Origin of the sequence: Pseudomonas sp. ICMP 10191, assembly GCF_001467335.1 — a bacterium.
Classification (GTDB): Bacteria; Pseudomonadota; Gammaproteobacteria; order Pseudomonadales; family Pseudomonadaceae; genus Aquipseudomonas; species Aquipseudomonas cerasi.
Window position 1 is genome coordinate 109,993 of the sequence record NZ_LKGW01000024.1, and the last position, 25,392, is coordinate 135,384.

26 protein-coding genes are annotated in these 25,392 nt (G+C 60.7%); 16 read left to right on the forward strand and 10 right to left on the reverse strand.

The features are described from left to right. The first annotated feature begins 405 nt into the window (after positions 1-405). Both AO388_RS03720 and AO388_RS03725 read left to right on the forward strand, forming a co-directional pair. Positions 406-639, forward strand: a complete 234-nt coding sequence (locus AO388_RS03720) for a hypothetical protein (protein WP_003316169.1) — start codon at positions 406-408, stop codon at positions 637-639. Continuing rightward, positions 636-938 (forward strand): cell division protein ZapA, encoded by a 303-nt coding sequence (locus AO388_RS03725; protein WP_003316170.1) that lies wholly within the window; start codon positions 636-638, stop codon positions 936-938. Before AO388_RS03720 ends, AO388_RS03725 begins: the two co-directional genes overlap by 4 nt. Positions 939-963: 25 nt before the next feature. On the opposite strand, the gene AO388_RS03730 is transcribed toward AO388_RS03725, so the two are convergent. Beyond that, on the reverse strand, positions 964-1,677 hold the full coding sequence (locus tag AO388_RS03730; protein WP_003372461.1) for a 3'-5' exonuclease: 714 nt from the start codon (positions 1,675-1,677) through the stop codon (positions 964-966). Continuing rightward, positions 1,674-3,608: a DUF294 nucleotidyltransferase-like domain-containing protein gene (locus tag AO388_RS03735; RefSeq protein ID WP_003432578.1), complete on the reverse strand. Its 1,935-nt coding sequence runs from the start codon at positions 3,606-3,608 to the stop codon at positions 1,674-1,676. The genes AO388_RS03730 and AO388_RS03735 overlap by 4 nt, the downstream gene beginning before the upstream one ends. A 231-nt stretch (positions 3,609-3,839) precedes the next feature. On the opposite strand from AO388_RS03735, the gene AO388_RS03740 reads away from it, so the two are divergent. Next, positions 3,840-4,286 (forward strand): response regulator, encoded by a 447-nt coding sequence (locus AO388_RS03740; RefSeq protein WP_003372457.1) that lies wholly within the window; start codon positions 3,840-3,842, stop codon positions 4,284-4,286. A 65-nt stretch (positions 4,287-4,351) separates the two neighbouring features. Here AO388_RS03740 and AO388_RS03745 read toward each other — a convergent pair whose 3' ends face one another. Then, entirely contained in the window at positions 4,352-6,529 is a 2,178-nt protein-coding gene (locus AO388_RS03745) for a malate synthase G (RefSeq protein ID WP_058416061.1), read from the reverse strand. 322 nt (positions 6,530-6,851) lie between these two features. Here AO388_RS03745 and AO388_RS03750 point away from each other — a divergent pair, with 322 nt between their 5' ends. Next, positions 6,852-7,370, forward strand: coding sequence for a glycine cleavage system protein R (locus AO388_RS03750; RefSeq protein WP_003432583.1), 519 nt, complete (start codon positions 6,852-6,854; stop codon positions 7,368-7,370). Between the two features lie 19 nt (positions 7,371-7,389). On the opposite strand, the gene AO388_RS03755 is transcribed toward AO388_RS03750, so the two are convergent. From AO388_RS03755 to AO388_RS03770, 4 genes are all read right to left on the reverse strand, one after another. After that, a complete protein-coding gene (locus tag AO388_RS03755; protein ID WP_058416062.1) occupies positions 7,390-7,692 on the reverse strand; it encodes an XRE family transcriptional regulator in 303 nt (100 codons plus the stop codon). After that, the gene (locus AO388_RS03760; RefSeq protein WP_024649925.1) at positions 7,692-8,045 is read right to left on the reverse strand and encodes a type II toxin-antitoxin system RelE/ParE family toxin; all 354 of its coding nucleotides are present in this window, start codon (positions 8,043-8,045) and stop codon (positions 7,692-7,694) included. The genes AO388_RS03755 and AO388_RS03760 overlap by 1 nt, the downstream gene beginning before the upstream one ends. Positions 8,046-8,309: 264 nt before the next feature. Beyond that, on the reverse strand, positions 8,310-9,197 hold the full coding sequence (gene rarD, locus AO388_RS03765; RefSeq protein ID WP_058416063.1) for an EamA family transporter RarD: 888 nt from the start codon (positions 9,195-9,197) through the stop codon (positions 8,310-8,312). A 211-nt stretch (positions 9,198-9,408) separates the two neighbouring features. Then, on the reverse strand, positions 9,409-10,383 hold the full coding sequence (locus tag AO388_RS03770) for a serine/threonine protein kinase (protein ID WP_003432591.1): 975 nt from the start codon (positions 10,381-10,383) through the stop codon (positions 9,409-9,411). A 194-nt stretch (positions 10,384-10,577) separates the two neighbouring features. Here AO388_RS03770 and AO388_RS03775 point away from each other — a divergent pair, with 194 nt between their 5' ends. Genes AO388_RS03775 through AO388_RS03800 form a run of 6 tightly spaced genes read left to right on the forward strand, consistent with a single transcriptional unit; the run spans position 10,578 to position 16,129 of the window. Next, positions 10,578-11,597 (forward strand): LacI family DNA-binding transcriptional regulator, encoded by a 1,020-nt coding sequence (locus AO388_RS03775; protein ID WP_003372438.1) that lies wholly within the window; start codon positions 10,578-10,580, stop codon positions 11,595-11,597. Continuing rightward, positions 11,581-12,582, forward strand: coding sequence for an ABC transporter substrate-binding protein (locus AO388_RS03780; protein WP_054081715.1), 1,002 nt, complete (start codon positions 11,581-11,583; stop codon positions 12,580-12,582). The genes AO388_RS03775 and AO388_RS03780 overlap by 17 nt, the downstream gene beginning before the upstream one ends. Further along, on the forward strand, positions 12,582-13,451 hold the full coding sequence (locus tag AO388_RS03785; RefSeq protein ID WP_024661938.1) for an ABC transporter permease: 870 nt from the start codon (positions 12,582-12,584) through the stop codon (positions 13,449-13,451). The genes AO388_RS03780 and AO388_RS03785 overlap by 1 nt, the downstream gene beginning before the upstream one ends. Then, positions 13,448-14,242 (forward strand): ABC transporter permease, encoded by a 795-nt coding sequence (locus AO388_RS03790; protein WP_003432594.1) that lies wholly within the window; start codon positions 13,448-13,450, stop codon positions 14,240-14,242. Before AO388_RS03785 ends, AO388_RS03790 begins: the two co-directional genes overlap by 4 nt. Continuing rightward, the gene (locus AO388_RS03795) at positions 14,239-15,270 is read left to right on the forward strand and encodes an ABC transporter ATP-binding protein (protein ID WP_046720088.1); all 1,032 of its coding nucleotides are present in this window, start codon (positions 14,239-14,241) and stop codon (positions 15,268-15,270) included. Before AO388_RS03790 ends, AO388_RS03795 begins: the two co-directional genes overlap by 4 nt. 25 nt (positions 15,271-15,295) lie before the next feature. Beyond that, a complete protein-coding gene (locus tag AO388_RS03800) occupies positions 15,296-16,129 on the forward strand; it encodes a phosphodiesterase (protein ID WP_046720087.1) in 834 nt (277 codons plus the stop codon). Positions 16,130-16,393: 264 nt separating this feature from the next. Here the strand turns inward: AO388_RS03800 and AO388_RS03805 are convergent, their stop codons facing one another. From AO388_RS03805 to AO388_RS03815, 3 genes are all read right to left on the reverse strand, one after another. Beyond that, complete coding sequence (locus AO388_RS03805; RefSeq protein ID WP_058416088.1) at positions 16,394-18,310, reverse strand: PhoX family protein; 1,917 nt, start codon at positions 18,308-18,310, stop codon at positions 16,394-16,396. 81 nt (positions 18,311-18,391) lie between these two features. After that, positions 18,392-19,156, reverse strand: a complete 765-nt coding sequence (locus AO388_RS03810; protein WP_003372419.1) for a TOBE domain-containing protein — start codon at positions 19,154-19,156, stop codon at positions 18,392-18,394. Between the two features lie 138 nt (positions 19,157-19,294). Next, on the reverse strand, positions 19,295-20,029 hold the full coding sequence (locus AO388_RS03815; protein ID WP_058416064.1) for a ComF family protein: 735 nt from the start codon (positions 20,027-20,029) through the stop codon (positions 19,295-19,297). Between the two features lie 89 nt (positions 20,030-20,118). Between AO388_RS03815 and bioB the strand changes: the two genes are divergently transcribed. The 6 genes from bioB (at position 20,119) to AO388_RS03845 (ending at position 25,113) form a co-directional block, all read left to right on the forward strand. Next, entirely contained in the window at positions 20,119-21,177 is a 1,059-nt protein-coding gene (gene bioB, locus AO388_RS03820; RefSeq protein WP_058416065.1) for a biotin synthase BioB, read from the forward strand. Positions 21,178-21,241: 64 nt separating this feature from the next. Continuing rightward, positions 21,242-22,432: an 8-amino-7-oxononanoate synthase gene (bioF, locus tag AO388_RS03825; RefSeq protein ID WP_003432604.1), complete on the forward strand. Its 1,191-nt coding sequence runs from the start codon at positions 21,242-21,244 to the stop codon at positions 22,430-22,432. Further along, complete coding sequence (locus AO388_RS03830; RefSeq protein WP_003372410.1) at positions 22,425-23,156, forward strand: alpha/beta fold hydrolase; 732 nt, start codon at positions 22,425-22,427, stop codon at positions 23,154-23,156. The genes bioF and AO388_RS03830 overlap by 8 nt, the downstream gene beginning before the upstream one ends. Beyond that, positions 23,149-23,958: a malonyl-ACP O-methyltransferase BioC gene (bioC, locus tag AO388_RS03835; RefSeq protein WP_003432606.1), complete on the forward strand. Its 810-nt coding sequence runs from the start codon at positions 23,149-23,151 to the stop codon at positions 23,956-23,958. The genes AO388_RS03830 and bioC overlap by 8 nt, the downstream gene beginning before the upstream one ends. 25 nt (positions 23,959-23,983) lie before the next feature. Next, positions 23,984-24,664 carry a dethiobiotin synthase gene (gene bioD / locus AO388_RS03840; RefSeq protein WP_003372407.1) on the forward strand — a complete coding sequence of 227 codons (681 nt, stop codon included), beginning with the start codon at positions 23,984-23,986 and terminating at the stop codon, positions 24,662-24,664. Positions 24,665-24,816: 152 nt separating this feature from the next. Further along, positions 24,817-25,113: a hypothetical protein gene (locus AO388_RS03845; RefSeq protein ID WP_003316196.1), complete on the forward strand. Its 297-nt coding sequence runs from the start codon at positions 24,817-24,819 to the stop codon at positions 25,111-25,113. Positions 25,114-25,392: the final 279 nt, after the last annotated feature.

Below are 25,392 nucleotides of genomic sequence, written 5' to 3' on the forward strand. Positions count from 1 at the left end.
CATTTACGCGTTCCATGCGATTTAGAGACGGGGATAAAGCCGTGAGTGGGGTGCCTATCGGACGTGCGACTGAAGTCTTGAGTTAATAGGCACGTATCGCCTGTGACTTAATCGTGACGAATTCTTCATTTCTCTCGCGGATCGGGCGCAACCCCTTGAAAAGACGGGGCGGGGGCTTTTTCTACGATGGCAGTCTGCCCATTGGCTGCGCGCATTTGTCGCAGTTTCAGGCAGTCTGACGAACAGCAGGAACCGGATACCGAATACGCAGTCACAAGCCCCCTACGCGTCTACGTTATCGACATGTCGATGTCATGACAGAGCGGTATCGAAGCCTGAGCGCTGGTATGCGCAGCGACTTTTCTTTATCGTACGCGCCCGTTGAAATTTGCTCGAGAAATCAAAATGTTGGAAGCCTCCCTTAGCCAATTGGAACAACTTGTCGGCGATCTGGTGCAGCAGAACCAGGCCCTTCAGGAAACAAATGCACAGCTCGGTGCCGAGCTGGCAAAAGCCAAGGACGAGAACGAGAACTTGCAACTGAGTCTGATGGAGCAGGAAGAGAAGCATGGCAGCACTGCCGCGCGCATCCAGGCACTGGTTGATCGCGCGACCAGCGCAAGTGCTGTCGGCGCATGAACGTCGATGGCAGCGGTGTAACCGTCCTCACTATTCTGGGCAATGAGTACTCGGTCAAGGCGCCGGCTGGCGAAGACCTGACCCTCATGAAGGCCGCCGCGATGCTTAATGCGTCGCTGGCCGACACCAAGCGCAAATACCCGACGTTGATCGGTGACCGTCTGCTGGTCCTTGCTGCGCTGAACCTTTGTTCGCAGCAGATCGAGCTTGAGCAATTGCACAAGGTCGAGCTCAAGCGCTACCGGGAGCAGGTCGAAGCGACGGTGGATGTGATCGCCAAGACCATCGCCCCGAACTGAATGTGAGGCGCTGACGCAGCCGCACTCAGAACGAATGCGACTGTCTGCGTCTGCGCCATTGCCCGAGTGCTTCCTCAAGCCGCAAGGGGCTGTCGATCTGCTGGCGACGGGCATGGCTGAACAGGATCAGCGCCAGTTCTGCGGTGACCAGCGCATCGGCGCTGGCGTGGTGACGCTCTTCGGCGTGCAGACCAAAGAAACGGGTCCAGTCATCCAGCCCGGCATGACGCAGGTTGGCGTGCTCGCAGAGCATCGGAGCTATTTCGGCAGCGTCGAAAAACGGATGCTGCAAGCGATAGCCCAGGCTTTCCTTCAAGGCACGCGACAGCATGTGCTGATCGAATGGCGCGTGAAAGCCGAGGATCGGGCTGTCACCGACGAACTCCATGAAGTCCAGCAAAGCCTCGACCGGCTCACTGCCCGCGGCAATCGCACTGGGCGCCAGCCCATGAATCAGAACGGCGGGGCTGATCTTGTGGTCGACGCGCAACAGCGTGCGCTCGAACTGCTGGCCCAGATCGATGGCGCCGTCTTCAATCACCACCGCACCCATGGACAGCACCTGATCACGGTTCATGTTCAGGCCGCTGGTTTCCAGATCCAGCACGACCCAGCGCTGTTCACGCAGCGGTGTGCCGCTGAGGTTCGCGCACACCGGCAGTCGTTCGAGGCGCTCCAGTTGATGTGCATGCAAAGGCGTTTTTTTCGGCCGTGGCTTGAGCCATTCGAACAGATTCATAGTTGATAACGCAGGGTCAGGCTGGTTTGCAATCGCTGCGCCTGGCGAAACGATTCGCGCAGAATGCGCCGGTCCAGATGGTTGAGTGTGTCGGGGTCGATGCGGTTGGAATAAGCCAGATTCTGGCGACTCTGCAGCTGATGTTGCTGCATGCGGGTCTGCTGAATGAAGTGATAGGCCTCCTCATACGCAGCACCGTCGAGCGGGTCGATGACTTCGCGCTCGACCAGTTGGCGCAGGCGTTCCTGCGTGTTGCTCACGCCGATACCGTTGGCCAGTGCCAGCAGGCGCGCCCCGTCGACGAAGGGCGTCAGGCCTTCGACCTTGAGGTCCAGGGTGTCCTTTTCACTGCCTTTGCGCGCCAGCACGAAATCCTTGAAACGACCCACCGGCGGACGCTGGCGCAGCGCATTCTCGGCCATCATGCGCTGGAACAGCCGGTTGTCTGCGACCTGATCAAGAATGCCGCGGCGCAGTTGCTCGCCGCCGCTTTCATCACCCCAGACCACGCGCAGATCGAAATAGATACTCGAGGCCAGCAGGTTCTCCGGCGTCGCCTCGCGAATAAATGTCGAGAAACGCTGTGACCATTCAAGTTGCGACAGACACAGGTCGGGATTGCCGGCCATGATGTTGCCCTTGCACAGGGTAAATCCACATTGCGCCAGGCTCTGGTTGATGCGTTCGGCAATTGGCAGCAGTACTTTGCGAATCTGCTCTGCCTCTGCGGCATCGCGCGCTTCGAACAAAATGGCGTTGTCCTGATCGGTATGCAGCGTCTGCTCGCGACGGCCTTCGCTGCCAAAACACAGCCAGCTGAACGCAATGCCAGGGTCGCCTCTCTCTGCAAGCGTCAGCTCGATCACCCGGCATACGGTGTGATCGTTGAGCAGGGTGATGATCTGGGTTATCTGCGTCGAAGACGCGCCGTGGGCAAGCATGCGATCGACCAGCTGGACGATATCGCCGCGCAAGCCGGTGAGCGCTTCGATGCGTGGCGCGTTGCGAATGGTCCGCGCCAGGTGCACCAGGTCGACCCGTTGCAGGGAAAACAGATCCCGCTCCGACACCACGCCGCACAACCGCCCGTCCCGGACCAGGCACACGTGGGCGATATGGCGTCCGGTCATGGCGATGGCGGCGTCGAACGCACTGGCGTCCGGGCTCAGGTGGAACGGTGACAGACTCATGGTGTGCCTGACCGGCGCGCTGAAGTCGGCATTCACATCGGCAACCGCCTCACGCAGGTCGCGCAGGGTAAAGATACCCAGCGGCGCCTGCCGCTCGTCGACAATCACGATGCTGCCTACCTGCTGCTCATGCATCAGCTTCACGGCGTCGCGCATGGGCGTTTCCGGGCTGCACATCACCGGATGGCGCATGGCAAGTTCACCCAGCCGGGTGTTCAGAGAGTATTGCGTGCCGAGGGTTTCGACGGCGCGCTGCTGGACCTGCTGATTGACTTGATCCAGCAGGCTGCTGACGCCGCGCAGGGCAAAGTCGCGAAAGGTTGTGGAGAGCGCGAACAGCTTGATGAACGCTTGCTTGTTCAATTGCAGGCAGAAGGTGTCCTCGGCAGCCAGATGCTCGGTGCGGGTGGCACGCTCGCCGAGCAGGGCGGCGAGCGGAAAACACTCACCCGTGGTTATTTCAAATGTCGTTTCCGTACCGCCTTTGGCAGAATGCGGACGCTCGCCGACGATCCGACCCTGTTTGACGATGTAAAAGTGCTCCACCGGTCCGTCGCCAGGCTTGATGATGCTTTCACCGGCAGCGTAGAAGCGCAGCTGGCACTGCTCGACCAGATAGGCCAGGTGAGCGTTTTCCATCTGATTGAACGGCGGGAATTTTTGCAGAAACTGCATGGTGCCGTGTATGTTCTGCAGCACGGCTGTCTTGCCTGCCTGGGTGAAAGCATCTGCCTTGCTCATGGCCTGTTCCGCGTTCTTGTTATTGGTGCTCATGGTCGGCCGCTTGCAGCCAGGTGCCCATTGGACGTAAGTCTTACCTTGAACCCAGTGACACAGTCGTGCTGGTTGCGACATAACTGATTTGACGAGCGCAACGGATTGCGAGCGGAGACCGGCCGGGATGCCGACGAAATGCATCGCAGATTGACCCGTATCTGCTGTCGGATTAGTTCAGGGAATGATGAGACTGCAATGATTGACCACGATATTCTGAGCGACGATGAGCGCGATGCCCTCCATGAGGTCATGCTCACGCCCGCCCGCGACGCCCCGCAACGGGTCCTGATCGTCGATGACGACAGCGACGCGCGAGAGCTGCTGGCCGAAATTCTAAGCCTCAATGACATCAGTTGCATGACTGCGCCCGGTGGCGATACTGCGCTGCAGATGATCCACACGCGTCAGTCTATCGGACTGCTGATCACCGACTTGCGGATGGCTCCTTTTGACGGGCTGGATCTGATTCGCAAGGTTCGTGAGTCGGATCGGGCCGAGCTGCCGATCATCATCGTGTCCGGCGACGCCAACGTGCGCGATGCCATCGATGCCATGCACCTGAACGTGGTGGACTTCCTTCTCAAACCGCTCAATACCAAGCAATTGGTGAAGCTGGTCAAGCGGGAATTGGGGATAAGTTGAGGCAGTGAGCCCTTGCAGGTTCTGGCCCGGCAAGGACCAGAACCTGCAATTGCCCGGGCGGCGAGTTACAGGCCGTTGATGGCCTTGAACTCCCTGCGGCGACGGTGCAATACCGGCTCGGTGTAGCCGTTGGGCTGCCGGGTGCCTTCGATGACCAGCTCGACCGCCGCCTGGAAGGCGATGTTGTTGTCGAAGTCGGGTGCCAGAGGGCGATACAGCGGGTCGTTGGCGTTCTGGCGATCCACCACCGGTGCCATGCGCTTGAGGCTTTCCAGGACCTGAGCTTCGCTGACAACGCCGTGACGCAGCCAGTTGGCCATGTGCTGGCTGGAGATGCGCAGCGTGGCGCGGTCTTCCATCAGGCCGATGTCGTTGATGTCCGGCACTTTCGAACACCCCACTCCCTGATCGATCCAGCGCACGACATAGCCAAGAATGCCCTGCGCATTGTTGTCCAGTTCGTTCTGGATTTCTTCCGGCGTCCAGTCAGTATTCGGTGCCAGCGGAATGGTCAGAATGTCATCCACCGAGGCTTGCTCGCGCTGCGCCAGTTCGGCCTGACGGGCGAACACGTCGACCTTGTGATAGTGCAGGGCGTGCAGCGCGGCTGCCGTAGGTGAGGGAACCCAGGCGGTGTTCGCACCCGCCAGTGGATGAGCGATTTTCTGCTCCAGCATGGCGGCCATCAGGTCCGGCATGGCCCACATGCCTTTGCCGATCTGTGCGCGACCTTGCAGGCCGCATTTCAGGCCGATGTCGACGTTGGAGTTCTCGTAGGCAGCGATCCACTTCTCGGCTTTCATCTGCGCCTTGCGCACCACCGGGCCTGCTTCCATGGAGGTATGGATTTCGTCACCGGTGCGGTCGAGGAAGCCGGTGTTGATGAACACCACGCGCTCGCTGGCGGCCTCAATGCAGGCCTTGAGGTTGACCGTGGTACGGCGCTCCTCGTCCATGATCCCGACCTTCAAGGTGTTACGCGGCAAGCCCAGTACCTGCTCGATGCGCCCGAACAGTTCGTTGGTGAATGCAGCTTCCTCCGGGCCGTGCATCTTCGGTTTGACGATGTACATCGAGCCGCTGCGGCTGTTGCTGCGCGAGGTGTTGCCGTTTAGGTTATGGATGGCTGCAAGGCTGGTCAGCAGGCCATCGAGAATGCCTTCCGGCACTTCGTTGCCATGCTTGTCGAGTATCGCATCGATGGTCATCAGGTGACCCACGTTGCGAATGAATAACAGCGAGCGACCATGCAGCGTGACTTCGCCGCCCTCTGGCGTGGTGTAGACGCGGTCCGGGTTCATGGTGCGGGTAAAGGTTTCACCGCCCTTGGACACCGATTCGGCCAGATCACCCTTCATCAGGCCCAGCCAGTTGCGGTAGACAACCACTTTGTCGTCGGCATCGACGGCGGCAATGGAGTCTTCGCAGTCCATGATGGTGGTCAGCGCCGCTTCCATGAGGATGTCTTTCACGCCTGCCGGATCGGTCTGCCCGACCGGGCTGGCGGCGTCGATCTGCAGTTCGAAGTGCAGGCCGTTGTGCTTGAGCAGCAAGGCAAACGGTGCCAGGGCATCGCCTTGAAAACCGACCAGTTGGGCGTCATCGTGCAGGCCGGTATTGCTGCCACCCTTGAGACTGACGACCAGCTTGCCGTCGATCAGTTTGTAAGCCGTCGAGTCTGCATGTGAACCTGCTGCCAGAGGCGCAGCCTGATCGAGAAAGGCACGAGCGAACGCGATCACCTTGTCGCCACGCACCTTGTTGTAGCCTTTACCCTTTTCCGCGCCGCCTGCTTCGCTGATGGCGTCGGTGCCATAGAGCGCGTCATACAGCGAACCCCAGCGGGCGTTCGACGCATTCAGCGCAAACCGGGCGTTCATCACCGGCACGACCAGCTGCGGGCCGGCCATGGTGGCGATTTCTTCATCGACGTTTTGCGTGGTGATCTGGAAGTCCGCTGCTTCTGGCAGCAGGTAACCGATCTCCTGAAGGAAGGCTTTGTAGGCCGAGGCGTCGTGAGCCTGCCCGGCATGCGACTGGTGCCAGGCGTCGATTTTCGCCTGTAACTCATCACGTTTGGCGAGCAGTGCCTTGTTCTTTGGCGCAAGGTCGTGGATCAGTTGGTCCGCACCGGCCCAGAACGCAGTGGCGTCGACGCCGGTTCCGGGGGTGGCTTCGTTCTGCACGAAGTCGAACAGGACTCTGGCGACTTGCAGGTCACCGACTTGAACGTACTCAGTCATTGCACTTGCCTCACTCTGCTCAGCAGGGTCGAGCACACTCGGGGAGCGCTCTGTTATTGATTTTGGTGTCATGTAGTGCGCAATTCGGGATACTACATGAGCCGTCATCGCGTGAAAACGTCGCTGAATATGTCACTAAACGACTGGATATTCATATTGGGTCACGGTGATATTCACCGTGTTCCCAGAAACGCTCAGGATTGTTCCATAAAGCGTGGCAAACGGTACACGATTTACCGCGAGCGAGCTGCCCTTCGGGCATGCCTATACTCGTAAGACCGACGCTGTCTCCAAATCATCTGTGCAGAAAGAGGAATTGACCGTGGATCATCTCGTCGTAACGCTGGTTGCTCCCGACAAACCGGGTCAGGTCGAACGCATCGCACGCTGCATCGCCGAGCATGGCGGCAACTGGCTGGAAAGTCGCATGTCGCGCATGGCCGGACAATTTGCCGGGATCCTCAAGGTAGGCGTCGAGGCAGAAAACTATGATGACCTGATCAAGGCCCTGAATGGTTTGTCAGCCCATGGCATCCGCATGTTGCTGGCCGAGAGCGTGGTCGAGACCACCGATACGACTCGAATGATCAGCATGGAACTGGTCGGCAACGACCGCCCCGGCATCGTACGCGACATCACCCGTTTGCTGGCCGGGCAGGGCGTCAATGTCGAACACCTGATTACCAACGTGTCCCCCGCGCCCATGAGCAGCGAACTGCTGTTCCACGCCGACGCGGTGTTGGGCGTCCCTCAGGACCTTTCACTGGATGACCTGCAGACGGCGCTCGAGACTCTGGCGGATGATTTGATGGTGGAGTTGGTGCTGGGGGCCAAGGAGTAAGTCCGATCACTGTTTTTATTCAGCTGCGGACTGCTTCTCGCTCCGGTACCAGTCTGACTTCTACACGTTGCCCCAGCGCTCTTGCTGCGCTGGCCAGCGTCGCAAGAGTCATTCCCGGATCGTTTTGATCCAGGGCCCTGTCCACTGCCGTCCGGCTTGTGTGCATGCGCTCGGCAAGGGCCTTCTTGGTCACCTTTTGCTTTTTCATGACTTCGGCGATCTGCCAAGAGATGACTCGCTTCAGAGCTGCGGCAGAAACCTCCTCGGCAAAACCTTGCTCGGCAAGGAAATCATCGAAGTCGGAGCCAATGTGCTCGTTCATTACCTTTTCCTCTTCAGTGCTGCCTTGCGCTGTCTGGCAGTTTCCAGATCGGACGCGGGAGTTTTTTCACTTTTTTTGATGAAGCCATGAAGCAAAACCATTGTGCGGGCTTCGACGGTAAACAGTACTCGTGCAATCTTTTCCTTCAAATCAATTCTGACTTCCCAAAGGTCTGGCTCCATTTTACGGACCACAGGCATACCTATTGGCCATCCGAACTGGACCGTCTTGATGTCAGTGCCGACTGCCTTACGATCATCGCGTGGCAGATCGATCAGCCATTCACGTACAGGTTCATTGCCTGTTTCGGTCCGGAAAAACTTGACGGTCAAAGTGGGTGGGAGATTACTCATATTTGGAGTGTACCAAAAAGTGTGCATAATTCAATGCTTGGAAAGGTATCCAGGTTATCCAAGTTAATCGTGCTCCTGCCTGTGGATAACCTGGGGGAATCGCGTTGCGCGCCACGTCGGCCGTGGCTTGGCGGCGATTGATCAAAAATCCAGCAGTTTCAAGGGCTTGTGCACAGATAAGGTGAGTCTGCCTGTGGATAACCCTTGGAGAACCCTTTGCAGGCCACGTTTTGCGTGGCCTGCAAGATGTTGTCTGTTTTTTGATCAGTGACGGCCGCGGGATTTCAGCCAGATATCCACACTGTAGATCGCCAGCCCCGTCCAGATGAAAGCGAAGGTGATGATGGTGCTGGTGGTCAGGTGTTCGCCATACAGCAGCACAGCCAGCAGCAGGACCAGTGTGGGCGCGATGTATTGCAGGAAGCCCAGGGTGGTGAACGGCAAATGGCGGGCGGCGGCGTTGAAGCACACCAGCGGTACCAGCGTCACCGGGCCTGCGGCGGCGAGCCAGATGGCTTGCGTGGTGGTCCAGAATTCCGGCTGGGCGCTCACGGCCGTCGGGTTGAGCGTCAGCCAGATCAGTGCCAGCGGCACGAGCATCCAGGTTTCGACCACCAGGCCGGGCAGGGCAGCGACCGGGGCTTGTTTACGGATCAGCCCATAGAACGCGAAGGTCAGTGGCAGCGCCAGCGACACCGACGGCAGGCTGCCGACGTGCCAGACCTGCTGTGCGACACCCATCGCGGCGAAAGCGACTGCCAGCATTTGCAGGCGTCTGAGGCGCTCGCCCAGCAGCAACATGCCGAGCAGCACGTTGACCAGCGGATTGATGTAATACCCGAGGCTGGCCTCCAGCATGCGCCCGTTGTTCACTGCCCAGACGTAGATGATCCAGTTGCTGGCGATCAGCGTGCCGCTCAGCGCCAGCACGGCCAGCCGTTGCGGATTGTCGCGCAGGTCGCGCCACCAGCCGGGATGCTTCCAGAACATCAGCACAATCGAGCCGAAGAGCGCCGACCAGAGCGCGCGATGGATGATGATCTCGATGGCCGGAACCGCGGCAATGGCTTTGAAGTAGATGGGGAACAGGCCCCAGATGATGTAAGCACTCAGGCCCAGAATGTATCCACGGCGTGGATTGGCAGCTTGCATGGAGCGTCCCTTAAATGCAGAAAATTCCGGTTTTATTGTGGGGTGATGCGGTTGATGGTTTTGATTGTACTGACGCTGGAGCGCTCGATGTTATACACAGGTTCGACTGATTCACGACATCTGTGCCGCGCCGCTTGCTCAGGATCGGACGCGGAGCGTCCAGAACTGCATGCGACGCGGAGCGCCGCACGATAACTTGGGGCTCATCAGGTCAAAACAGTTTCAGCGGTTCTTCATTCAGTGCTGCCATCTGCTCGCGCAGGGCCAGGATATGGTCGCCCCAATAGCGCTCCGTGCCGAACCACGGAAAGCTGTGCGGAAACGCCGGGTCATCCCAGCGCCGGGCCAGCCAGGCGCTGTAGTGCATCAGGCGCAAGGCACGCAGCGGTTCGATCAGGGCCAGTTCGCGTGGATCGAAATCATGAAATTCGTTGTAGCCGTCCATCAGCTCCGACAGCTGACCCAGACGTTCCTGGCGGTCGCCGGCCAGCATCATCCAGATATCCTGGACGGCAGGGCCGAGGCGGCAATCGTCCAGATCGACGATGTGGAACATCTCGTCACGGCACATCATGTTGCCGGGGTGGCAGTCGCCATGCATGCGGATGTTGGTGTGCGGTGTGGCCGCGTAAACGTCTTCGACACGCTTGAGCAGGTCACGAGCCACTGACTCGTAAGCCGGCAGCAGGCTGCGCGGGATGCAGTCGTTTTGCAGCAGATAGTTGACCGAATCATGGCCGAAGTTCTTCACGCCCAGGGCTTCACGGTGCGCGAACGGTTTGGTCGAGCCGACGGCATGCAGACGCCCCAGTAACTGGCCCAGGCGATACAACTGATCGAGATTGCCTGGCTCCGGTGCTCGTCCACCGCGACGCGGGAACAGCGTGAAACGGAAACCGGCGTGCTCGAACAGGGTTGCGCCGTTGTGCACCATGGGCGCGACCACGGGCACTTCGACCTCGACCAGTTCAGCGGTGAAGCTGTGCTCTTCAAGGATGGCTTCGGTAGTCCAGCGCTGTGGGCGATAGAACTTGGCGATCAGCGGTTGGCCGTCTTCGATACCGACCTGATAGACGCGGTTTTCGTAACTGTTGAGCGCCAGGATGCGGGCATCGCTGAGAAAACCGATGCTTTCGACAGCATCCAGGACCAGATCGGGAGTAAGTGTTGCAAACGGGTGAGCCATGACTACTCCTGCGCGCAGCAGGTTGCCGCGTCGGACCGCTGATGGTAACGCAGACCGGTCCCGCTTCGCCAAACCCCATCCGTTTAATCTGCCTTCGGGCTCTTTTGTCATCAAAAAGTCATGAGTCGTTAGCGAGATAGCCATGTTCGACGCCTAGAGTCGCCGTCAATGAGATCGATCTCAAGTGAGCGGCAATGACTGATCTGAAAGAGGTAGCGCATCTGGCCGGGGTTTCCCGGGCTACTGCGGCACGTGCCTTCGCAAGCCCCGACGTCGTGCGCTCGGAAACCCGCGAGCGGGTATTCGCTGCGGCCCGCGCCTTGGGTTTTCGCCCCAATCGGCTGGGCCGCCAGTTGCGTCTGCAAACCACCAACCTGATTGGCGTGGTGGTGCCCAACCTGCTCAACCCGGTGTTTGCCGAACAGTTTCAGGCCATGGAACGGGCGGCGCGGGCGCGGGGTTATAACCTGCTGCTGGCAACCACCGACTACACCGCAGAGCGTGAAAGCGCCGTGGTTGAGGAGTTGTTGCGTCAGCGGGTCGACGGGCTGGTGCTGACGGTGACCGACGCCGAGCACAACCGGGTACTGCAAAGCCTGATCAATGAAGACACTCCGTTCGTGCTGGCCTATCACCAGACCGGTAACCCGGATTACAGCGCGGTGTCTGTGGATAACCGGGCGGGCATGGCGCTGGCCACTCGTTACCTGATCGATGCAGGCCATCAGCGAGTCGCCATGGTCGCAGGCCCGGCCATGCAGTCCGACCGCGCCCGACTGCGTTATGAAGGCTATCGCGACGCCATGGCCGAGCGTGGGCTTGAAGCGCGACCAGTGATTGAAATGCCTGCTCATACAAGCGCCGATTTCGCTGCACTGGAACCCCTGTTACGTGGCCCGGACGCGCCCAGCGCGCTGGTCTGTTCCAACGATTTGCTGGCCATCAGCCTGATTGCCGAATTACGTCGCAACGGCTGGGGCGTTCCCGAGCGCCTGTCGGTGATCGGCTTCGACGGCATCGCCCTCGGCACGCAGATGCACCCGACCTTGTGCAGCGTGGTTCAGCCCATCGCCGAGCTGGCGCACATTGTCATCGACCAATTACTGGCACGGATTGCTGGCGCAGTACCTGTTTCTCATTGTCTGCCGTGCCACATCCGGCCCGGCGAAAGCACCCAGCCCTACCAGGAGATGCTTCATGCTCAGCCTCAGTAAAACCCTCGCGGCACTGCTGTTATGTGGTGCGGCCAGCCTCGCCCAGGCCGCCGAAACCGCCATCTGCTACAACTGCCCGCCCGAATGGGCCGACTGGGGAACGCAGCTCAAAGCGATTGCCGACAGCACCGGTGTCCAGGTGCCGCTGGACAACAAGAACTCCGGCCAGGCGCTGGCGCAGATCGTTGCCGAGCAGGCCGCACCGGTCGCTGACGTGGTCTATTACGGCGTGACCTTTGGCCTGCAGGCGCAGAAGGCCGGCGTGGTCGATACCTACAAACCCAAACACTGGGACGAGATTCCGGCAGGCTTGAAAGACCCTGAAGGGCACTGGTTCGCGATTCACTCCGGGACCCTCGGCATCATGGTCAACGTGGACGCACTGGGCGGTCTGCCGGTGCCGCAAAGCTGGGCGGATCTGCTCAAGCCCGAGTACAAGGGCATGGTCGGCTACCTAGACCCGTCCAGCGCGTTCGTCGGTTACGTGTCCGCCGTGGCGATCAACCAGGCCATGGGCGGCACGCTGGAAAATTTCGGTCCGGCCATCGACTACTTCCAGAAACTGGCGAAAAACTCGCCCATCGTGCCCAAGCAAACCGCCTATGCACGCGTGCTGTCCGGCGAGCTGCCGATTCTGGTCGACTATGACTTCAACGCCTATCGCGCTCGCTACAAGGACAAGGCCAACGTTGCCTTCGTGATTCCCAAGGAAGGCACCATCGGCGTTCCCTATGTGATGAGCATGGTCGCCAAGGCGCCGCATCGTGCCAACGCCGAGAAGGTGCTGGATTTCGTGCTGTCCGATGAAGGTCAGGCGCTGTGGGCCAAGGCCTATCTGCGCCCGGTACGCTCGAAGATGCCTGCCGATGTTGCTGCGCAGTTCTTGCCGGACAGCGATTACGCCCGTGCCGGTGTGGTGGATTACCAGCACATGGCCGCCGTGCAGGAAGCCTTCGCCGCCCGTTATCTGCGTGAGGTGAAGTAATGTCGGCCTCGCCGGAACAAGCGCTGGCTCTGCGCAAGGGCGGATCTTTCAGGCTGCGGCTGCGCCCGACCGCTGCCGTGGCGCTGGCTCCGGCGATGGCCGTATTGCTGGCATTCTGGTTGCTGCCGCTGACCCACCTGATCATGCTCGGCACGCAAGGGTCCGATGGCAATGGCAGCGGTTACTGGCAGGTCCTGAGCAGTCCTCAGTACCTGGGCAGTCTGGCGCAAACCTGCCTGCTGGCGCTGGTGGTGACGCTCGCGGCGTTACTGGTCGGCGGCATCAGCGGTGTGTTTCTGGCCCGCAACCACTTCTTCGGACGCTCTGCGCTGGTGGCTTTGCTGACCTTCCCGCTGGCGTTTCCCGGTGTGGTGGTCGGCTTTCTGGTGATTCTGCTGGCCGGTCGCCAAGGTATCTTCGCCGCGCTCGGGTTGCACCTGGCGGGCGAGCGCTGGGTGTTCGCCTATTCGCTGACCGGACTGTTCATCGGCTATCTGTATTTCTCGATTCCGCGAGTGATTCTGACGGTCATGGCGGCCTGCGAAAGTCTGGATCGCAGCCTTGAAGAAGCCGCGCATTCGCTGGGCGCGGGTCATTGGCGCGTGGTGTGCGATGTGATCGTTCCGGGGCTGGCACCCGCGCTGGTGTCCTGCGGCGCGATCTGCTTCGCCACGTCGATGGGCGCATTCGGCACGGCCTTTACCCTGGGCACGCGTCTGAACGTCACGCCGGTAGCGATCTACAACGTGTTCACCAATTACGCCAACTTCACGGTGGCCGCAGCGCTGTCGGTAATCCTCGGGCTGGTGACGTGGGCAGTGTTGTTGCTGGCCCGGCGCATGGTCGGTAAATCGGGAGTTCCCTTGTGAAACGTTCTCCGTTGTTTGCAGTACAACTGGCGTTCACGCTGTTGGTCTGCGCGTTCATGCTGGTCCCGGTGGTGCTGTCGTTACTGGCCGGCCTGACGCGCAACTATTTTCTGGGCCTGTCGAGCGGTCTGACCTTCGACTGGCTGGTGCAGGTCTGGCAGGCCTATTCACCGACCGTCTGGCTGTCGTTGCAACTGGCCGTGGCGTGCGCAATCTGCGTGTGTCTGGTGGGCGTCCCGGCAGCGTATGCGCTGGTGCGCATGAACAATCGCTTCAGCCGGGCCTTCGAGGAATTGATGGTCTTGCCCGTCGCCATGCCCGGTCTGGCCAGCGCCCTCGCGTTACTGCTGACCTACGGCCAGTTCGGCGGCTTTCGCAGCAGCTGGTTGTTCATTCTGGTCGGCCACGTGTTGTTCACCCTGCCGTTCCTGGTGCGCCCGGTCATGGCGGTGATGCAGCGTCAGCAACTGCCGGTGCTCGAAGAGGCGGCCGCCAGTCTGGGCGCCGGGCCGATCAAGCGTTTCTTCAGTGTGGTTGTGCCTAATTGCCGGGCCGGGATTCTTGCCGGTGTGCTGATGGTCGTGACCCTGTCGCTGGGCGAATTCAACCTGACCTGGATGCTGCACACGCCGATGACCAAGACCCTGCCGGTCGGTCTGGCCGACAGTTACGCCTCGGCCCGACTGGAAGTCGCCAGTGCCTACACCCTTCTTTTTCTGTTGCTGATTGTGCCGCTGCTGATTGCGTTGCAGGCCATCAGCGCGCGTCTTGCCCGTGGAGAGAGCCGATGAGCGGAACCACCATTCGCCTGAAAGGCTGCCGCAAGGCATTTGCCGACGGCACCGTTGCTGTAAAGGATCTGCACCTGACCATCGAGCCCGGCGAAACGCTGGCGATTCTCGGTCCGTCCGGTTGCGGCAAGACCACCACCTTGCGGCTGATTGCAGGGCTTGAACGTCCGGACGTCGGGCAGGTGTTGTTCGATGATCAGGACGTGACACGTCTGCCCATCGAGCGGCGCGACGTGGGCATGGTGTTTCAGAACTATGCGTTGTTTCCCAACCTCGATGTGGCCGGCAATATCGTTTACGGCCTGAAGATTCGTGGTCTGTCGGCTGCCGAGCGCAACAAGCGTTGCGATGAGTTGCTGGAACTGGTCGGTTTGACCGGCCACGGCAAGCGCCGCGTCAACGAGCTGTCTGGCGGGCAGCGCCAACGGGTCGCGCTGGCCCGGGCCCTGGCGCCGCGCCCCCGGGTGCTGTTGCTGGACGAGCCGCTGGCGGCACTGGATGCACAGTTGCGTGAGCGCTTGCGCAGTGAGCTGGATCAGTTGCTGCGTGGGCTGGGCATCACCTCGGTGTTCGTCACTCACGATCAGGGCGAGGCGATGGCCCTGGGCGACCGGATTCTGGTCATGGAAAAAGGCTGCGTCTCGCAATTGGCGACGCCGAGGGACATCTATCAACAACCTGCCAATGCGTTCGTCGCCGGGTTTGTCGGCAATCTGAATGCGTTCAGCGTGGTCGAGCGCACCCCGTCAGGCCTCAAGGTGAGCGGCGGCGAGCTGCCGTGGCACGGTGCTGACGTACCGGGCACGGTCTACTGCCGCCCCGAGCACCTGCGTTTGATGTCAGGAAACGGCCATATTCATGGGCGTCTGGTCGGGCAGTTTTTTCAGGGCGCGCAAAGTCGCTTGCTGGTCGATGTCGGTGGCCCGCAGCCGCTGCTGGTAGACAGCACCGACAACGTGATTTATGCCGCAAACGCAGTCATTGCCTTGAGCGTCGACCCGCAAGTGCTGTTTACCCTGCATTCGTGAATTCGTTTTTCGTAGAGAGATTATTTTGAATCGTCCGTTTCTTATTGCTCAGATCAGTGACCTGCACCTCAAAGCCGACGGGCGCCTGACCTATGGCGTGGTCGATACCCTGGGGGCGCTGCGCCGCGCGGTCGCGCACATCAATGCCAGCAAGCAGCGCCCCGACATCGTGGTGATCAGCGGTGACCTGGTGGACTTCGGTCGCGAGGACGAATACGCCGTGCTCAAGCCCGAACTGGAGCTTCTGCAGATGCCGTTCTATCTGGTACCCGGCAATCATGACGATCGGCACAACCTGCTGGCCGCGTTTGCCGAGCAGGTGTACCTGCCGTTGTCGGCCAGCGGTCCTCTGGACTGGGTCGTTGAGAAATACCCGGTGCGCCTGATCGGCATGGACACGACCATTCCCGGCGAGCATGGCGGGCAACTGGATTATTGTCAGCTGGACTGGCTGCACGCACAGCTGTCCCGTCGTCCTTACGTGCCGACCGTGATCGTCATGCACCATCCGCCGTTCATTACCGGCATAGGGCACATGGACCGCGAATCCTTCGGCAACGCATCGGCGCTGGAGCGCGTGATCGCCCAGCATCCGCAAGTGGAGCGTTTGCTGTGCGGACATTTGCATCGACCGATGCAGCGACGTTTCGGAGGCAGCGTGGCGAGCATCTGCCCGGGCACCTCACACCAGATCGTCCTCGACCTCGACGAAGCCGCGCCTGCGCATTTCAATCTGGAACCGGCAGGTTACGTGCTGCATCGCTGGCATTCGGAACAGGGATTTGTCAGTCATAACGCCGTGTTCGGCGACTATGAAGGGCCATACCCGTTCTACGATGTGAACGGGTTGATTGATTGATTGCTCATCGCTCCCACGCTCTGCGCCCGGCGTGATACTCAAGTCTTGATGAGCCCGGAAAGCGGGGCTCGACGCGCAGTATCAGGCGGAGTAAAGATCCTTGTGGGAGTGAGCTTGCTCACGAAGACGGTGTTTCAGTCGATGCATTTTCGACGATCATACAGCCCTCTTCGCGAACAAGTTCGCTCCCACGGCCTCCGGCCAGAATCAATAGCAGACCTTTATATAACGATGAGCGATCTGCGTCCTCTTCCTGATTGCCGATCAGGCGCCGATAACGCCGCCATCTTCCCGGGTGATGACCATCACCGATGAGCGCGGTTTACCGTTGGGCAAATGCTCGGGGAAGGTAGAGCCACCGTTTTCACCGGGATGCTGGATGCCGATGAACATCGTCCGGTAGTCAGGCGCAAAGCTGATGCCGGTGATTTCGCAACCGATCGGGCCAACCAGAAAACGGCGGATCTCGCCGCTGGCCGGGTCGGCACAGAGCATCTGGTTGTTGCCCATGCCAGCGAAGTCACCCTTGTTGCTGGAGTCGCCGTCGGTCTGGATCCACAGCCGACCCGATCGATCGAAACTCAGGCCGTCCGGGCTGTTGAACATGTTCTGCGCGTTGATGTTGCTCGACCCGCCCTGTGGCGTACCGGCATGTACGGTCGGGTTGCCCGCGACCACAAACAGGTCCCACTCGAACGCCATCGCCGACGCATTGTTGCCGCCTTCGCGCCAGCGCAGGATCTGCCCGTACTGGTTCTTGGCGCGTGGATTCGGCCCGCCAACCGGCTGACCTTCGTCGCCGCGCTTGATGTTGTTGGTCAGCGTGCAATAAACCTGGCCATCCTTGGGGCTGACCACGATCCATTCCGGGCGGTCCATGCGCGTGGCCTTGACCACGCTGGCGGCCAGCCGTGCATGAATCAACACTTCAGCCTGATTGGCGAAACCGGCAGCGGCATCGAGGCCGTTCTTGCCGTATTTCAGTTCGATCCACTGGCCGTTGCCCTTTGGATGGTCCGGGTTGCCGTTGCCAGCGTCGAATTGCGCCACGTACAGGGTGCCGTGGTCCAGCAGGTCGCGATTGGCTTTCGGGTTCTTGCGATCGATCCGGTCGCGGCTGATGAATTTGTAGATGAACTCGCCACGCTCGTCGTCGCCCATGTACACCACGGCGCGCCCGTCCCTGGTCTGCGTGAAGGCGGCGTTTTCGTGCTTGAAACGCCCGAGTGCCGTGCGCTTGACCGGCGTCGATTCGGGGTCGAACGGATCGATCTCGACCACCCAGCCATGGCGATTGACCTCGTTGGGGTTTTTCGCCACGTCGAAGCGCGGGTCGTGCGGGTGCCAGTTGATCTCTTTACTGGCAGCCACGACGCCATAGCGCTTCATGCCCGCATCGAATGTCTGCTCCGGGTTGCTGCTGCCGAAGCAGTCGGTGAAGTTCTCTTCACAGGTCAGGTACGTGCCCCACGGTGTCTGGCCGCTGGAGCAGTTCTGGAAAGTCCCCAGGACGCGGGTGCCGGTCTTGTCGGCGTCAGTCTTGAGCCATTCGTGACCGGCCGCCGGGCCACTCAGCCTGATCGGCGTATTGCCATGCACGCGACGGTTGTAACGCGAGTCCTGCACGAACTGCCATTTGCCGTTTTTCTGCTGTACCTCGATCACTGACACGCCTTCTGCGGCGAGAGCCTTGCGCACTTCTTCAGCCGATTGCGGCTCCTTGCCATGCTCGAAGAGGTAGCGGTAGTTGGTGTATTCGTTGTTGATCGCCAGCAAAGCATGGTCTTTGCGACCCCGCATCGGGAACAGGCACATGCCGTCGTTGTTGTCGCCGAACTGCACCTCCTGAGCCTGGGCGGTACCCTTGCCACTCGGGTCGAACGCCGGACCGCCCGCTCGCAGAGGCTGGCCCCAACTGATCAGTACCGAGGACGTGTAACCTGCTGGCAGGCTGATGCTGTCGGCGGTGGCAGCAGGAATGCTCTGGAAGCCGAGCAATCTGCCAGACGCCGCGCTGACGCTGTTGGCCAGAGCGGTACGGCTGAGCAGGTTGCCGCCGAGAAACATCGCAGCGCCGCACAATGCGCCCGCGCTGATGAAACCGCGGCGGGTGAGGCCGACCTTGTCGGCGCCGACCAGGTTTTCCAGGTCAGTGGTCTGGTTTTCTTCTAATAGTTTCATCATCACGGCTCCCTCGAATATGGCAGCCACCTTAGTGCGCACATATGACGAAATTGTGTCGTGGTGATGACCTGCCAGCGCTTACAACGGTATACCCAGCAGTACCAGTGAAGCTGCAAATCTTGCCTGCACCGTGGTGCCGGTTTTCAACTGTTGTGCATGCAGGTGCTCAGGTGTCGCCAGGGCGCACAGCGTCTGGCCGCCGGGGAGTGTGATGCGTACTTCGCTGGGGCCATCTTCAGCGTCGGTCACGCTGTCGATTCGGCCGATCAGACAATTGTTTCCATTTGTTTCTTCGCTGCGGTCTGCGTGCAGTTCCAGCCAGCCGGCCTTGATCAGTGCAACCACCTCCGTGCCGTTTTCCAGTTCCAGACGCAGGGTGCTGTCATGGGTGACCTGTGCTTCGATAAACACCTCGTCCGCCAATTGCAGGCGAACCTGATCGTTATGCCCCTGGCGGGTGATGCTGACGATCCGCCCCAGCAACTGATTGCGGGCGCTGGTACGCAGGGTCAGGCGATTGAGCAGGTCAAGGTCGCTGCTGTCTTCGGCCGCTTCCAGCACCTGGGCCTGCAAGGCCTGGACGCGCTGATAGAGACGCAGCACTCGCTCGCCCTCGACCGACAACTTCGCGCCGCCACCGCCGCGTCCGCCGACACTGCGCTCTACCAGCGGTTTTTGCGCCAGATTGTTCAGCTCGTCGATCGCGTCCCAGGCCGCCTTGTAACTCAGCCCTGCGCTTTTCGCAGCGCGGGTGATCGAGCCCTGTTCGGCAATATGCTGCAACAGCGCAATGCGTTGCGGGCGACGGACCATGTGTTGCGTCAGCAAGGTGGGGAGGGCCATGGAAGTCCGGGGCGGTCGAGTAGGAGTGGGCAGTATGATCGCTCTCGCTCATGGCGTCGAAACCGGACGCGGAGCGTCCTGAAAGGCATTACCACGCTGGAGCATGGGAACGATATTAAACCAGGCGCGTAGGGGCCATTAGTCACCCGGCTTGGGCGTGCGAGCCAGGCAATACACGTCCACCCGCCGCGCACCGGCCTTGTTCAGCAGTCGCGCAATGACCTCTGCCGTCGAACCGGTGGTCAGAACATCATCGACCAGCGCCAAGTGCTTGCCCTGTACCCAATCGGGATCAACCAGGGTAAAGGCGCCGCGCAGGTTGCGCCTGCGGGCTTTCGCGTCCAGGCCCTGTTGCGCGGTTGTCTCCCGGCTGCGTAACACATGCTCTTCGTCGATGGGCAGTTGCAGCTGTTTACCCAGCCAGCCGGCCAGCATTGCCGCCTGATTGTAGCCGCGCTGGCGCAAGCGTTTGTTGGCCAGCGGCACTGGAATGAGGCAGTCGGGGCGCGGCAGGTCTTCCTCGAAACGGTGCTGCAGGTATTGCGCGCACAGTTCTGCCAGCAGTCGTCCCATAGGCCATTTACCGCTATGTTTGAAGCGGGTGATCAGACCGTCGACCGGGAAATCGTACAGCCAGGGCGCGATGACCTGAGCAAAGCCGGGCGTTTGCTTGCAGCATTGCGCGCAGCTCATGCCTGAACGCGGTAACGGCAGCGCACAGCACACGCAGGCGTTGCCCAGCCACGGCAGTTCTGCTTCGCACGGCACGCAAATGGGCGTGGGCACCTCACTGCGTTCATCGCATAACAAACAGGGTTGTTTGTTTTTTAACCAGATGTAAACCTCATGCGGGTAGCTGGGTTGACAGCGCATGGCTCTTCCTTAAATATGCCGACATCCGTGTAGCGCATGGGGTCTTTCCCGCCCTCGCGCATTGCCCAGAAACACCAAGGAGCCGCCCGATGAGCGCCAGCACCACCGTCACTTTGCGTCACGACTGGACTTTAGCCGAGGTCAGGGCGCTGTTTGTACAGCCATTCAATGACCTGCTGTTTCAGGCGCAAACGGTGCATCGCGCTCACTTCGACGCCAACCGCGTGCAAGTCTCCACGCTGCTGTCGATCAAGACCGGCGCCTGCCCGGAAGACTGCAAGTACTGTCCGCAGTCCGGCCACTACAACACCGGTCTCGAGAAAGAAAAGCTGCTGGAAGTGCAGAAGGTGCTTGAAGAAGCCGCGCGTGCCAAGGCCATTGGCTCGACCCGCTTTTGCATGGGCGCGGCCTGGAAGCATCCTTCCGCCAAGGACATGCCTTATGTGCTGGAGATGGTCAAAGGCGTGAAAGCCATGGGCATGGAAACCTGCATGACCCTGGGCCGCCTCGATCAGGAACAGACCGAAGCGCTGGCCACCGCGGGCCTGGACTACTACAACCACAACCTCGACACCTCGCCGGAGTTCTACGGCAGCATCATCACCACCCGGACTTACAGCGAGCGCCTGCAAACCCTGGCCTACGTGCGCGATGCAGGGATGAAGATCTGCTCCGGTGGCATTCTGGGCATGGGCGAGTCCCTCGATGACCGCGCGGGGCTGCTGATTCAACTGGCCAACCTGCCTGAGCACCCGGAGTCGGTGCCGATCAACATGCTGGTCAAGGTCGCCGGTACGCCGCTGGAAAACGCCGAAGATGTCGACCCGTTCGATTTCATTCGCATGCTCGCCGTGGCACGGATTCTCATGCCGAAATCCCACGTGCGTCTGTCCGCCGGTCGCGAAGCGATGAACGAGCAAATGCAGGCACTGGCGTTCTTCGCCGGGGCCAACTCGATTTTCTACGGCGACAAGCTGCTGACCACCGCCAACCCGCAGGCCGACAAGGACATGCTTCTGTTCTCGCGCCTGGGCATCAAGCCCGAAGCAGGCGAAGGGCATGCCGACGAAGTGCATCAGGCCGCCATCGAACAGGCGCTGGTCGAGCAGCAAAGCAGCTCAATGTTCTACGACGCTGCCTCTGCCTGATCCGTTGAATGGGCCGGCCTGTTCCGGCCCGTTTTGAATTGTCATCTTCCGGTTCGGGGCCTGCATGTCTTTCGATCTCCGCACGCGCCTCGATGCCCGGCGCGCCGCACACCTCTATCGCCAGCGCCCGCTGCTGCAAAGTCCGCAGGGGCCGCAGGTCATCGTCGACGGCCAGCCGTTACTGGCGTTCTGCAACAACGATTATATGGGGCTGGCCAATCATCCCGAGGTGATCGCCGCCTGGCAGGCAGGTGCCGAGCGCTGGGGCGTGGGAGGCGGGGCTTCGCATCTGGTGATCGGCCACAGCGCGCCGCATCATGAACTGGAAGAAGCGCTGGCCGAGCTGACCGGTCGCCCGCGTGCCCTGTTGTTCTCCAATGGCTACATGGCCAACCTTGGCGCAGTGACGGCGTTGGTCGGGCAGGGCGATACGGTGCTGGAGGACCGTCTCAACCACGCCTCGCTACTGGATGCCGGTCTGCTCAGCGGTGCACGGTTTTCGCGCTATCTGCACAACGATGTGAGCAGCCTGGAAGCCCGCCTGGAAAAATCCGTGGGCGATACCCTGGTAGTCACCGACGGGGTGTTCAGCATGGACGGCGACATCGCCGATCTGCCCGCGCTGGCCCGTTCGGCGAGGGCCAAAGGGGCCTGGCTGATGGTGGATGACGCTCACGGCTTCGGCCCCTTGGGTGCCAACGGCGCCGGTATCGTCGAGCACTTCGGCCTGAGCATGGATGACGTGCCGGTGCTGGTCGGCACCCTGGGCAAGTCGTTCGGCACTTCCGGGGCGTTTGTGGCCGGCAGTGAAGAGTTGATCGAAACCCTGATCCAGTTCGCCCGGCCCTACATCTACACCACCAGCCAGCCGCCCGCGCTGGCCTGCGCCACCTTGAAAAGCCTGCAGTTGCTGCGTACCGAGCATTGGCGTCGCGAGCATCTGACGCGGCTGATTCAGCAGTTTCGTCGCGGTGCCGAGCAGATCGGGCTGCAACTGATGGACAGCTTTACCCCGATTCAGCCGATCATGATCGGTGATGCCGGTCGGGCGTTGCACCTCTCGCAGTTGCTCCGCGAGCGTGGCCTGCTGGTCACCGCCATTCGCCCGCCTACCGTGCCTGCGGGCAGCGCGCGACTTCGTGTGACCTTGTCTGCCGCGCACAGCGAAGCCGACGTGCAGCTATTATTGAACACTCTGGAGCAGTGCTACCCGCTGCTGGATGCCAGCCAATCCTCGGAGCCTGTTCATGCGTGATCGTCTGATTCTGTTGCCAGGCTGGGGCCTTGGCGTTTCGCCGCTGGAGCCGCTTGCTGCTGCGCTGCGTGGGCTGGACGAGCACTTGCGGGTTGAAGTCGAGCCATTGCCGGATATCGACAGCTGCGACTTGCCGGACTGGCTCGACGAACTGGACAGCAACCTGCCAGACGACGCCTGGCTGGGCGGCTGGTCATTGGGTGGCATGCTCGCGGCTGAACTGGCGGCGCGGCGCGGCGAAGGTTGTTGCGGATTACTGACGCTGGCCAGCAACGCCTGTTTCGTCACCCAAGGTGCGTGGCCGAACGCAATGCCCGCGCAGGATTTCGAGGCATTTCTGGCTGGCTGTGCCGATGATCCGGACCTGACCCTCAAGCGTTTCAGCCTGTTATGCACGCAAGGCGCAGAAGACCCGCGCGGTCTGGCGCGGCTGCTCAAGGCCGGCGCACCGCACCTGTCGAAAACGGCGTTGATCGACGGCCTGAAAATACTTCGGCAACTCGACACCCGCAGCGCTTTGCAAACCTATCGTGGCCCGCAACTGCACCTGTTTGCCGGGCTGGATGCCTTCGTGCCCGCTGAGGCGGCAAGTGATCTGCTGGCCTTGTTGCCGGATGTCGAAGTGGGGCTCATCGAGCAGGCCAGTCATGCCTTCCTGCTGGAAAACCCTCACGGGGTGGCGGCTGCGATCCATGCCTTTCTGCACGAGCTGGACGATGAATGATCTTTCAATCCCCAAACCACCTTCTGTCTTGCCTGACAAACGTCAGGTCGCCGCGTCGTTTTCCCGCGCGGCAGGCAGCTATGACAGCGTTGCCGAACTGCAGCGCAACGTCGGTAATGAGCTGCTCACGTGTTTGCCTGCGCAATGCAATCCGTCTCGCTGGCTGGATCTAGGCAGCGGCACCGGCTATTTCAGCCGGGCGCTGGCGCAGGCTTTCAATGGCAGCGAAGGCATTGCACTGGATATCGCCGAAGGCATGTTGCGTCACGCCCGACCCTTGGGTGGCGCACAGCACTTTGTTGCGGGTGATGCCGAGCACCTGCCGCTGCGTGACCAGACCTGCGGGCTGATTTTTTCCAGCCTCGCGGTGCAGTGGTGCGCCGATTTCACGGCGGTGCTCAGTGAAGCTCACCGCGTTTTGCAACCAGGCGGCGTATTTGCCTTTGCCAGCCTGTGTGTCGGCACGCTGTACGAGCTGCGCGACAGTTGGCAGGCAGTGGACGGCCGGGTGCATGTGAACCGTTTTCGTCATGAGGATGACTATCGTCAGCTGTGCGTGGCGAGCGGCCTGCAAGTGCGCAGCCTCGATGTTCGCCCGCAGGTTCTGCATTACCCGGACGTGCGCAGCCTGACGCACGAGTTGAAGGCGCTCGGTGCGCACAATCTCAACCCCGGACGACCCAATGGCCTGACCGGGCGCGAGCGGATCATGGGCATGGTTCAGGCCTATGAAGGCTTCCGCCAGGACGCCGGACTGCCCGCTACCTATCAAGTGCTGTACGCGGTGCTTGAAAAAAACTGACGGACTGACAGGAAAGACTGCTGAGATGACTGCTGCCTACTTCATCACCGGGACCGATACCGACGCTGGCAAGACCACGGTGGCTGCCGGTTTGCTGCATGCTGCCCGAATGTCCGGCCTGAGCACGGCAGCCGGCAAGCCCGTTGCCTCCGGTTGTTTTGTCACGCCACAGGGGCTGCGCAACCCGGATGCTCTGGCGTTGCTGGCCGAGTGTTCTGTCGAGCTGGATTACGCTGAGGTCAACCCGCTGGCTTTCGAACCAGCCATCGCTCCGCACCTGGCAGCACGCGAAGCTGGCGTCGCGTTGACCGTCGATTCGGTGCTGCAACCCATGCGGCAGATGCTCGCCAGACAGGCCGATTTCACCCTGATCGAAGGGGCGGGCGGTTGGCGCGTGCCGCTGTCCGGGCAGAGCACATTGTCCGACCTGGCCATTGCCTTGGACCTGCCGGTGATTCTGGTGGTGGGCGTGCGTCTGGGCTGCATCAATCATGCGGTGTTGACTGCCGAAGCGATTGCCCGTGACGGGTTGCGTCTGGCCGGCTGGGTGGCCAACATCGTGGATGCCGACACCTCGCGGCTTGAAGAAAACCTCGCCACGCTGGTCGAGCGTCTGCCTGCACCTTGCCTGGGGCGGGTGCCGCGTTTGAACGAGGCGAGTGCCGAAAATGTGGCGCAGTATCTCGACTTGAAGGTGTTGAGCTGACAGCGCCGCTATGTCGCTGACCGGCAAGACAGTTTTGGATTTTCAAGACTCAGGCTATCGTGCGGCCTAGTGCCATTAGTCTGTTTGTCGAGTATTTCCGGGCAAATGCTGCTTCAATGGGCGTGTTCGTTTTTTGAACTGAGGATCGGCTTATGCAAATCACCATGAACAACACCCTCTACCCAGGCCTTAGCGCAATGCAGGTCGGGCAAAGTCGTGTGGATCAGGCGGCCACCCAGATTGCCAGCTCCAATATCGAAGTGTCGGGCAGAAGCCAGTCTTCTGACTTTCAGCTTGAGAACCTGCGCTCTGTTGATCGCAGCCAGCGTTCCGACTTGCCGTCCAACATCGTCGAACTCGAGGCTGGAAAGGATCAGTTTGCAGCCGGACTGGCTGCGCAGAAAGCCAGCAATGAAATGCTCGGTACGCTGATCGACACCTACGCCTGATTCTCGCGTCAATTCCCGCCGTGCCATCAGCGCACGGCGTTGCCCGCTGAATTTCTCCGCATCATTGTCCTGTATCACGCCTGCACCCGGTTTCTCCCTCCACTAGACTTTTGCTTACGTTTCGCTCGCCCCCGCACGACGTACACCTGCGTGGCTTATGCATGGGCCGTGGACGAATGGTGCGTGCTTCGCTATTGACAAGGTTTGGGCGTAAACGTATGTTTCAAACACCTGTTTGACCGCGAGGCATACGAGATTGTCTGGCGCTTGAGGGTATCT